Annotated in this window: 8 protein-coding genes; 7 read left to right on the top strand and 1 reads right to left on the bottom strand. The window is 63.7% G+C overall.

The window, feature by feature from the left end; translation table 11 throughout:
• Positions 1-112 precede the first annotated feature (112 nt).
• From AC5ZG1_RS16620 to AC5ZG1_RS16590, 7 genes are all read left to right on the top strand, one after another.
• Positions 113-268, top strand: coding sequence for a hypothetical protein (locus AC5ZG1_RS16620; protein ID WP_496133505.1), 156 nt, complete (start codon positions 113-115; stop codon positions 266-268).
• A 243-nt stretch (positions 269-511) separates the two neighbouring features.
• Positions 512-1735, top strand: a complete 1224-nt coding sequence (locus AC5ZG1_RS16615; RefSeq protein ID WP_496133504.1) for an MdtA/MuxA family multidrug efflux RND transporter periplasmic adaptor subunit — start codon at positions 512-514, stop codon at positions 1733-1735.
• The gene (locus AC5ZG1_RS16610) at positions 1732-4839 is read left to right on the top strand and encodes an MdtB/MuxB family multidrug efflux RND transporter permease subunit (RefSeq protein ID WP_496133503.1); all 3108 of its coding nucleotides are present in this window, start codon (positions 1732-1734) and stop codon (positions 4837-4839) included. Before AC5ZG1_RS16615 ends, AC5ZG1_RS16610 begins: the two co-directional genes overlap by 4 nt.
• A 3-nt stretch (positions 4840-4842) precedes the next feature.
• The gene (locus AC5ZG1_RS16605; protein ID WP_496133502.1) at positions 4843-8130 is read left to right on the top strand and encodes an efflux RND transporter permease subunit; all 3288 of its coding nucleotides are present in this window, start codon (positions 4843-4845) and stop codon (positions 8128-8130) included.
• Position 8131: 1 nt separating this feature from the next.
• Entirely contained in the window at positions 8132-9679 is a 1548-nt protein-coding gene (locus AC5ZG1_RS16600) for an efflux transporter outer membrane subunit (RefSeq protein WP_456642831.1), read from the top strand.
• A 55-nt stretch (positions 9680-9734) separates the two neighbouring features.
• The gene (locus AC5ZG1_RS16595) at positions 9735-10031 is read left to right on the top strand and encodes a hypothetical protein (RefSeq protein WP_130225930.1); all 297 of its coding nucleotides are present in this window, start codon (positions 9735-9737) and stop codon (positions 10029-10031) included.
• A gap of 8 nt (positions 10032-10039) precedes the next feature.
• Positions 10040-10357: a BA14K family protein gene (locus tag AC5ZG1_RS16590; RefSeq protein WP_496133501.1), complete on the top strand. Its 318-nt coding sequence runs from the start codon at positions 10040-10042 to the stop codon at positions 10355-10357.
• A gap of 123 nt (positions 10358-10480) precedes the next feature.
• Here the strand turns inward: AC5ZG1_RS16590 and AC5ZG1_RS16585 are convergent, their stop codons facing one another.
• A complete protein-coding gene (locus tag AC5ZG1_RS16585) occupies positions 10481-10846 on the bottom strand; it encodes a hypothetical protein (RefSeq protein ID WP_496133500.1) in 366 nt (121 codons plus the stop codon).
• Between the last annotated feature and the right edge of the window lie 93 nt (positions 10847-10939).

Here is a 10939-nt window from a genome sequence, read left to right as displayed (position 1 = left end):
CTATGCAGATTGCGTCGCTTCATACAGATCGCTCACTCCCGACTTTGTGAATTCGGCATCGTGCACCGCGCACCTACATAAGTGTTTGAAACCATGAGTTGCGGAGTTGAGTATGCCGAGCAGGGAATATTCGAGCCCAGCGCAGACCTTGCGCCGGGTCGCGGAAAGCGTGAGCGACCAGGCAGTCGCCGATCGTCTCAAGGTCCTTGCCGAGAGCTATGAGCGGCGGGCCGAAATGGCTTCGCAGGCCGATCCGGCCAAGAATTAGGCTGAAGCCGCCGATTGCCGCCGAACGCGCGGAACCATCAGCCTTTGTTGAGCCTCCCTACCGAATGTTAATGGGCTTTCCGGCCCTTAATCGTTCAATATGTCGACCTGGAATGTTGCAGGAACCGGGCTGCGGCGACATGCGCCCCACGCGGGTTCGTTCATGCGCTTTCGCAGGTGACCCATGGATCAGCAGCTAAGGAAGTCGACGGACCCCCCTTCGATTGCGCCTGGGAAAAAAGTCGTGCGCCCGGCTCGCGGGCGCATTGGGTTCGCGATCGCCGTTATTCTCCTGCTGGCTGCCGGCATCGTCTGGTGGACGAAGCCCGCAGGCACGCCACAGGAAGCAGCCGGCAAGCGAACCGCCCCGCCGATGTCTGTTGTCGCCGAGACTGTCGGCAAGGGCGATATCGGGATCAACCTCAATGGGCTCGGCACCGTCTCTTCACTCGCCACCGTCACGATCAGAAGCCAGATCAGCGGATATCTGACCCGCATCGCGTTCAAGGAAGGCGATGAAGTCAAGAAGGGTGATTTGATCGCGGAGATCGACTCCCGCCCCTTTGAAGCGGCGCTAGCCCAGGCCAAGGGACAGCTTGCGCGCGACCAAGCCATGCTGAAGGGCGCCCAGGTCGACCTTGCCCGCTACCAGGGGCTGGCGAAGCAGAACGCCGTGCCGCACCAACAGCTCGACACGCAAATAGCCCTGGTCGCGCAGAACGAAGGCACGGTTGAAGCGGACCGCGCCTCGGTGCAGGCCGCCGAAGTGAACCTGCGCTATTGCCATATCCTGTCGCCGCTGGATGGGCGCGTCGGATTGCGGCAGGTCGATCAGGGCAACTACGTCACCCCCGGTGATGCCACCGGCATCGTGGTGATCACGCAACTGCAGCCGATCAGCGTCCTGTTCACACTCCCGGAGGACCAGCTCCAGGCGATCGCCACGCGGCTCCGCGAGGGAGCGGTGCTGCCGGCCGCGGCCTACGATCGCAGCGGCACCAACAAGCTCGCCAGCGGGGCGCTGCAGACCTTCGACAGCCAGATCGATCCGACCACCGGCACGATCAAGCTGCGCGCGCAATTCTCGAACGAAGCGCGGACGCTGTATCCCAATCAGTTCGTCAACGTGCGTCTCCTGCTGGACACCCACAAGGACGTGACGACGATGTCGACGGCCGGCATCCAGCGCGGCACGCCCGGCACCTTCGTCTATCTCGTCAACGGCGACAGCACGGTCTCGGTGCGCCCGGTCAAGCTTGGCGTCACTGAAGGAGACCGGGTCGAGGTTCAGTCCGGACTTTCCCCCGGCGACCGCATCGTGATCGATGGCGCCGACAAGCTGCGGGAAGGCGCCAGGATCGTCATTCGACCTCCGACGGGGGCGGGCGAGTCGGCCGCTGCAGCCAAGCCGCCGGCTTCGAAAGCGGTGGACGGCAAGGGGCGGCGCTCCGGGGGTGGACACGAATGAACCCCTCGCGGCCATTCATCCACAGACCGGTGGCGACAACGCTCTTGATGATCGCCATCATGCTGTCGGGCATGCTGGCGTTCCGCTTCCTGCCCGTCGCCGCCCTGCCCGAGGTCGATTACCCGACGATCCAGGTCCAGACCTTCTATCCCGGCGCCAGTCCTGACGTGATGACGTCGTCCGTCACGGCCCCGCTGGAGGTGCAGTTCGGCCAGATGCCGAACCTGAGCCAGATGAGTTCAGTCAGCTCGGCCGGCGCCTCGGTCATCACGCTACAGTTCGGATTGACGATCTCGCTCGATGTCGCCGAGCAGGAGGTGCAGGCCGCGATCAATGCCGCCGGCAATCTGCTGCCATCAGATCTTCCGGCGCCACCGATCTATGCCAAGGTCAATCCGGCCGACGCTCCGATCCTGACCCTTGGCCTGACGTCGAAGACCATGCCGCTGACGCAGGTCCAGGATTTCGTCTACACCCGCCTGGCACAGAAGATCTCGCAGTTTCCGGGAGTAGGCCTCGTCAGCATCAGCGGCGGCCAGCGGCCGGCGGTCCGCGTCCGCGCCGACATCCGCAAGCTTGCCGCCTATGGCCTCAATATCGACGACCTGCGCACCACCCTCGGCAATGCCAATGTCAACACGCCCAAGGGCAATTTTGACGGCGCGATGCGCTCCTACACCATCAACGCCAACGACCAGATCCGCGGTGCCGGTGGCTACAAATCCCTGATCGTGGCCTACAAGAACGGCTCTCCGGTCCGTCTCAGCGACATCGGCGACGTCATCGACGGCGCCGAGAACGACAAGCTCGGCGCCTGGATGAATACGACGCCGGCGATCATCCTCAACATCCAGCGCCAGCCCGGGGCCAACGTCATCTCGGTGGTCGAAGGGATCAAGGCGGTGTTGCCGCAGTTGCAGGCGGCGTTGCCTGCCGCCATCGACCTGAACATCCTGACCGACCGCACCGTGACCATCCGCGCCTCGGTCAGAGACGTGGAATACGAGCTCTCGCTCGCAGTCGTGCTGGTCGTGCTGGTGATCTTCGTATTCCTGCGCAGTCCGCGCGCGACGCTGATCCCAAGCCTCTCCGTGCCGCTCTCGCTGGTCGGCACCCTGGGGGCCATGTATCTGTTCGGCTTCAGCCTCAACAACCTCTCCCTGATGGCGCTCACGATCGCCACCGGCTTCGTGGTCGATGACGCGATCGTCGTCATCGAGAACATCTCCCGCTATATCGAGGACGGCGAAACGCCGCTGCAGGCTGCGCTCCGCGGCTCCGAGCAGATCGGCTTCACGATCATCTCGCTGACGGTGTCGCTGATTGCGGTGCTGATTCCGCTGCTGTTCATGGGTGACGTGGTCGGCCGCCTGTTCCGCGAATTCGCCATCACGCTGTCGGTCACCATCCTGATATCCGCCGTGGTGTCCTTGACGCTGGTTCCGATGGCCTGCGCCAAGCTGCTCAAGGCGGAAGGCGAGGCGCATGAGAACGTGCTCCAGCGCCTGAGCCGCGAAGGCTTCGATCATGTCATCGCGATCTATGCCCGGATGCTGAACTGGGTGCTGGACCGCCAGACCCTGGTGCTGCTGGTGGCGCTCGCCACCTTCGGCTTGACCGCCCTGCTCTATGTCGCGATCCCCAAGGGGTTCTTCCCGCTGCAGGACACCGGCGTCATCCAGGCGATTTCGGAGGCGCCGCAATCGGTTTCATACGCCGCGATGGCGGAGCGGCAGCAGCAACTGGCCGACGTCATCCTCCGGGATCCCGACGTCGAGAGCCTTTCCTCCTTCATCGGCGTCGACGGCACCAACACCACGCTCAACAGCGGTCGCATCCTGATCAACCTGAAGCCGCACGATCAGCGAAAATCCGATATCGCGAGCGTCATGCGCCGTCTCAAGGACAGCACGGCATCGCTGATCGGCGTCGCGCTCTACATGCAGCCGGTGCAGGATTTGACCATCGAAGGCACCGTCAGCAAGGCGCAATATCAGTTCATCCTGCAGGACGCCGACCCGGCCCAGCTCGCCGAATGGGCCCCGAAGCTCGTCGACAGATTGCGGCAGCTTCCCGCGTTCACCGACGTCTCGACCGATATGTCCGCCAAGGGACTTGCGGTCTTCGTCGACATCGACCGCGAGCAGGCGGCGCGGTTCGGGATCACGCCCGCGACCGTCGACAATGCACTCTATGACTCCTTCGGCCAGCGCATCGTCTCGACGGTGTTCACCAATTCAAACCAGTACCGGGTGATCCTGGAGGCCGATCCGACGCTGCAGAACTCCTTGCAATCGCTGTCGTCGATCTACCTGCCCTCCTCGGTCGGAGGCGCGCCGGTGCCGTTGCCGGTCCTGGCCAAGATGCACGAGGACATCGCGCCGCTGCAGATTTCGCATCTCGGCCAGTTCCCCTCGGCCACCATATCGTTCAACCTGGCGCCCGACGCGTCGCTGGGAGAGGCGGTCGCCGCCGTCAAGCAGGCGCAGATCGACATCGGTCAGCCGCTCGGCATCATCACGAGCTTCCAGGGCGCGGCGCTCGCCTTTCAAGCCTCGCTCTCGAACCAACTGTTCCTGATCCTGGCCGCGATCGTCACGGTCTATATCGTGCTGGGCGTGCTCTATGAGAGCTTCATCCACCCGCTCACGATTCTCTCGACCCTGCCTTCGGCCGGGATCGGCGCATTGCTCGCGCTGATGATGGCGGGGCAGGACCTCACGATCGTCGCGATCATCGGCATCATTCTCTTGATCGGCATCGTCAAGAAGAACGCGATCATGATGATCGACTTCGCGCTTGATGCCGAACGCAACGAAGGCCGGTCGCCGCGCGAGGCGATCTACCAGGCGTGCCTGCTACGGTTCCGGCCGATCATCATGACGACCATGGCCGCAGTGCTCGGCGCGCTGCCGCTGATGCTCGGAACCGGTGCCGGATCGGAGCTGCGGCACCCGCTCGGCATTTCCATCGTCGGCGGCCTTCTGGTCAGCCAGTTGCTGACCTTGTTCACGACGCCCGTGATCTATCTGTGGTTCGACCGGCTCGCCGTACGGCTTGCCGGAGGACCCGGCGGTGCCCGCGAAACACGCGGAGCCCACTGAGCCATGGACCCGTCAACGCCCTTCATCCGCCGGCCGGTTGCGACCACACTGCTGACCTTCGGGCTTGCGGCGGCGGGCGTGGTGGCGTTCTTCAAGCTACCGGTCTCGCCGCTGCCGCAGGTCGACTTCCCGACCATCTCGGTGCAGGCGACGCTGCCGGGCGCGAGCCCCGAGGACGTCGCGACCACGGTCGCAAGCCCGCTCGAGCGCCATCTCGGCCAGATCGCCGACGTCACCGAGATGACCTCGCAAAGCACAGTGGGCTCGACGCGCATCACCCTGCAATTCGGTCTGAACCGCGACATCAACGGCGCGGCGCGCGACGTGCAGGCCGCGATCAACGCCGCCCGCGCCGACCTTCCGACCAGCCTGCGCAGCAATCCGACCTACCGCAAGGTCAATCCCGCCGACGCGCCGATCCTGATCCTGACGCTGACGTCCGATACGCTGACTCGCGGCGACCTCTACGACGCCGCCTCCACCGTGCTGGCGCAAAAGCTCTCGCAGGTCGAGGGGATCGGCGAGGTCATTGTCGGCGGCAGCTCGCTGCCGGCGGTACGCGTCGACCTGGTTCCGCAGGCGCTCTACAAATACGGCATCGGGCTCGAGGACGTGCGCGCCGCGCTCGCCAGCGCCAATGCGCATAGCCCCAAGGGCGGGATCGACGTCGGCGAGCGGCGCTACCAGATCTATGCCAACGACCAGGCCAACAAGGCCGACGACTACAAGTCAATGGTCATCGCCTATCGCAATGGCGCGGCCGTGCATCTCTCCGATGTCGGAGAGGTCACCGATTCCGTGGAGAACCTGCGCAACGCCGGCCTCGCCAACGGCAAGCCCGCCGTCCTGATCATCCTGTACCGGCAGCCGAATGCCAACATCATCAGCACGGTCGATCTGGTCAAGGCGCTGATGCCCCAGCTCAAGGCTTCGGTCTCGCCCGCGATCGACATCGATCTGGCGGTCGACCGCTCGACCACCATCCGCACCTCGCTGCATGACGTCGAGCGGACCCTGGTGCTAGCCGTGCTGCTGGTGATCCTCGTGGTGTTCTCGTTCCTCCGCAACGCCCGCGCGACGTTGATCCCTGTGGTCGCGGTCTCGGTGTCGCTGGTCGCGACCTTCGGCGTCATGTATCTGGTCGGCTACAGCCTCGATAATTTGTCGCTGATGGCGCTGACGGTGGCGACCGGCTTTGTCGTCGACGACGCCATCGTCGTGCTCGAAAACGTCACCCGCTATATCGAGCACGGGATGTCGCCGTTTGAGGCAGCGCTGAAGGGCTCGGGCGAGGTCGGCTTCACCGTGCTTTCGATGAGCATCTCGCTGATCGCGGTGTTCATCCCGATCCTCTTGATGGGCGGCATCGTCGGCCGGCTGTTCCGCGAATTCGCGATGACGATCTCGATCTCGATCCTGATCTCGCTTGCGGTCTCGCTCGCGACCACGCCGATGATGTGCTCGGTGCTGCTGCGCCGGGAAAGCAACCAGGTCCACGGCTGGCTCTATCGCGCCAGCGAGCGCTTCTTCGAAGCGATGCTCGGCTTCTATCGGCGGACGCTCTCGGCCGCGCTCGCGCACCCGAGATCCGTGATGCTGATCCTCGCCGCGGTGCTGGGGCTCAACTTCTATCTCTACGGCGTGATCCCCAAAGGCTTCTTCCCTCAGCAGGACACCGGACGGCTGGTCGGCTCGATCCAGGCGGACCAGAGCATTTCGTTCCAGTTGATGCAGCAGAAGCTGACGCAGTTCGTCACCATCATCAAGCACGATCCCGCGGTGGACGCCGTCGTCGGCTTCACCGGCAGCAACCAGACCAATTCCGGCTTCGTTTTCGTCTCGCTGCGCCCGCTCGAGCAGCGCAAAGTCGGCGCCGACCAGGTGATCGCGCGGTTGCGGCGCGAGCTCGCCACCGTGCCCGGGGCAACCCTGTTTCTGCAGTCGGTGCAGGACATCCGCGTCGGCGGGCGGCTATCCAGCGCACAGTACCAGTACACGCTGCAGAGCCCGGCGCTGGAAGAGCTCAACGAATGGACACCGAAGATCACGGCGGCGCTGCAGCGCGAGTCCAACCTCGCCGACGTCAACAGCGATCAGCAGGACAAGGGGCTCGAATCCAATCTGGTCATCGATCGCGACGCCGCGGCGCGGCTCGGGATCACCGTCAGCCAGATCGACAACACGCTCTATGACGCGTTCGGCCAGCGCCAGGTCTCGACCATCTATGTCGCGCGCAACCAGTATCACGTGATCATGGAGGTAGCACCGAGCTACTGGCAGAATCCGGAGACGCTCAAGGATGTCTACATCAGCACCTCCGGCGGATCGGTCGGCGGCTCGCAGGCAACCAACGCGGTGGCGGGAACAGTAGTGACGCCGGGAACATCCGTTACCGCCAACTCGGCCAACGCACAAGCCGCGCGCAATCTTGCGACCAATTCGATCGGGTCGACCGGCAAAGGCGTGGCCTCGACCGGCGCGGCGGTCAGCACCAGCAGCGAAACGATGATTCCGCTTTCGGCGGTCGCGCATTTCGGTCGGGGCGCAACACCGCTCTCCGTCAATCATCAGGGACTTCTCGTCGCCAACACGATCTCCTTCAACCTGCCTCCCAACGTGTCGCTCGGCACCGCCGTCAGCACCATCGAGGCCACCATGAACCGGATCGGCGTGCCCGCGACGATCCGCGGCACCTTCCAGGGCACGGCAAAGGTCTTCCAGGATTCGCTCAGCAATCAGCCGCTGCTCATCCTGGCCGCCTTGGTAACCATCTACATCGTGCTCGGCGTGCTCTATGAGAGCTACATCCATCCCCTGACCATCCTCTCGACGCTGCCGTCGGCCGGCGTGGGCGCGCTGCTGGCGCTGATCGCGTTCCGCACCGAGTTCAGCATCATGGCGCTGATCGGCGTGATCCTGCTGATCGGCATCGTGAAGAAGAACGCGATCATGATGATCGACTTTGCGCTTGACGCCGAGCGCAAGCGTGGCCTCGATCCGCTCGATGCCATCCGCGAGGCCTGCCTGCTCCGGTTCCGCCCGATCATGATGACGACCATGGCCGCACTGCTCGGCGCGGTGCCGCTTGCCGTCGGAATGGGGGAAGGCGGCGAACTGCGCCAACCGCTCGGCATCGCCATCGTCGGCGGCCTCATCCTGAGCCAGATGCTGACACTTTATTCGACACCTGTGATCTATTTGTATCTGGACAGGTTCCGGCTCTGGGGCCAACGTCGAAGGGGCAACGCGCCTCCCAACCTGCCCAAGCCCTCACTGCAGCCAGGCGAGTGAGATGTCGAAATCCTCGGTACTACGAGTCCGACACCGAAGTCTGGCCCGGGCGATCTTGCCGTGGGGAGACGGTCGCACCCGCGCGATTTCCGCGTTGATCGTACTGGCGTTCGGCCCCGGCCTGTCCGGCTGCATCCTGGGATCGGAACGGCCCGAGCTCAATCTCGAAGTGCCGGAGAAATATCGCGCGGCAAGTTCGGCGGGTCCTGACGCCGCGCTCCCGGTCCTGGATTGGTGGCGCGGCTTCGGTTCCGGCGAACTGACGTCACTGATGGACGCGACGCAGATCAACAATCTCGACATTGCAGTCGCGATCGCCCAGGTCGTGCAGGCCGACGCCCAGGTCGGCGTGGCTGGTTCGCCGCTATTGCCGTCCCTGACCGGAGCAGCCAGCGCCGAGCGCGCGCATTTCGGCTCCACAAGCAGCGCCATCAGCAGCGGCAGCAACCTTGGCGGGGGCGTCACCGGGACCGGAGGCGGACGCGGCGGCGGAAGTTCGAACTTCTCACAATTCAGCACCAGCCTCACTGCGAGCTACATGCTCGACTTCTGGGGCAAGAACCAGGCAGCGCTCCATGCAGCGGAAGAGAGCGCGACAGCCTCCAGATATAATCGCGAGGTGGTCACGCTGACCGCGATCGTCACGGTGGCCAACACGTATTTCCAGATTCTGGCTGCGCAGGACCAGTTGCGGGTGACGCGCGAGAACCTCGCAGCGGCCGAGCGAATCCTAGCGCTGATCAGGACGCAGTTTGCCGGCGGAACAGCCTCGCAGCTCGACGTTTCGCAACAGGAGGCGCTGACAGGAACGCAGCGGGCGGCGATTCCTCCTCTCGAAGTCACCATCGGTCAGAACATTGCCGCGCTCGCCGTCCTTGTTGGACGAGCGCCGGCGAATTTCTCGGTGCGGGGCGGATCGACCAGCCGCATCAAGGTGCCTCGGGTGACCCCCGGCCTGCCATCGGAACTGCTTTACCAACGGCCGGATATCCGCCAGGCGGAGGCGCTGCTTGCGGCATCGAACTTCAGCGTCGAGCAGGCTCGCGCGGCCTTCTTTCCGCAGATCCAACTCACCGGCACCGGCGGATTCCAGAGCAGCGCGCTGGCTTCGCTGTTCACGCCGGGGGCGGCGTTCTCCACCCTCACGGCCAGCCTCACCCAGCCGATCTTCGATGGCTTCCTGCTCGAGAGCCAGTTGAAGCAGGCCAAAGGCGTGCAGCTTCAGGACCTGCAGGCCTATCGCAAGGCGGTTCTGTCGGCATTCTCCGACGTCGAGAAGGCGCTCATCGCGTTGCAGAAGTTCACGCTCCAGGAGCGGCTGCAAGCGCAGGTCGTTGCGAGTTCGCGAACGGCGTTCGATGTGGCGGAAAAGCAGTTGCGGGGCGGCACGATCAATCTGATTACGGTCCTGCAGGCCGAACAGACGCTCTTCACCGCGGAGATCACGTTGGTTCAGGTGCGGCTCTCGAAATTATTGGCGGCGACCAGTCTGTTTCAGGCGCTCGGCGGCGGCTGGACGCCGGCCGGGACGCTGGTCTCGCTACAATGATGTCCGCCTTCGCCGCATTGGCTTGCGTTTGCCCTGCCTCAAATGGGTGTCTCGGATGAAGAACACCGGCTTGCTCGTGATGGCGCTCGCTCTGGCAGCACTCGAAGCAACGTCCGTCGCTGCACAGCAGAGCGCACCCTCGCTTCGGTTCGGGATGAAGCCCGATGAGGTCGCGCGCACGCTCGGCGTGCCCTTGACCTTTATGCGAGGCCGCCCCGGCAACGAACTTTACCTGGCACTGCCGAATGTCAAGGGAAGCGCATTGTCGAGCCGGAGCGACGGGCTCTATCTGCAGTTTCGTCGCGGAAAGCTTGCGGGTTGGAAGGGCGACTGGGGCACGATCCGGCCATAGGAAAGCCAATGGGTAGATTGAAGATCGCAATTTGCGCGACGATCCTGGCAGCGCCCGCTATCTCGCCGGGATCAGCGACCGAGTTTGGGTATCGCGCCATCCGATACGGCCAGACGAGCGGCTGGTTCTATGACAACCGCAACGACAATCGCGACTTCCCGACCAATGGCGTATTTCCCGGCAATTTTGCCGCGCAACCCACCGTCGCGTGGATCGGCGCCGCAGGCTTCCTCGGGAGCATGCCTCAGCGCTCGGCTTCTCCCTATCCATCGCAAGTCGTGTTCGGCACCGCCAGCCGCACCAGACGATCGACCCCGAAGAAGTGACGTCACCTCAGCGGTCGAGGTAACGCCGTCTCGCGTCACTTCAACGACGCGCGAGGTTCGCGCGTCGTTACATTGGAGCGGCACAGTGGCTTTCAAGCAAAGCCGCTCAACTGCAGCTTTCACTCAGTTGTAACCGCTGGTGCCGGCTGACGAACCGCCGAACTGAGAATCGCCGGTACCGCTCAACGTGGTCGGACCATCCGGATTTCCGTTCGGATTGCCGTAGTTCGGATGCAACATGACGGATGGAACTGCCTCTCTGTATATCGGATAGCTCCTGACCATCGGTTCATGACGCGCCGTATTGGCAAAAGCGTACGTGCTTGAGAGCATGGACGCGGCGACCAATGCTACCATTGCGACTTTCATGGCTTTGTCCTTTCGAGTGGTGACATACGGAACGTTACACAAAGAAAGGTGGGATTCTTTTTCGCCGCCCCCACTAAATTCGCGTTTAGCGACGCCGCGCAAATCAGCATAAACAATCAATCGCTACTGACATGGCGTTAAAGCGATTCACTCGCGTTTCGCTGCTTCGTGATGACGTCGCGCCGCGTATCCGGTGGGCGATCTCTCACGCTC

The sequence above is a fragment of the Bradyrhizobium sp. Leo78 genome (assembly GCF_059512425.1).
This window is presented reverse-complemented; position numbering and strand designations above follow the sequence as displayed.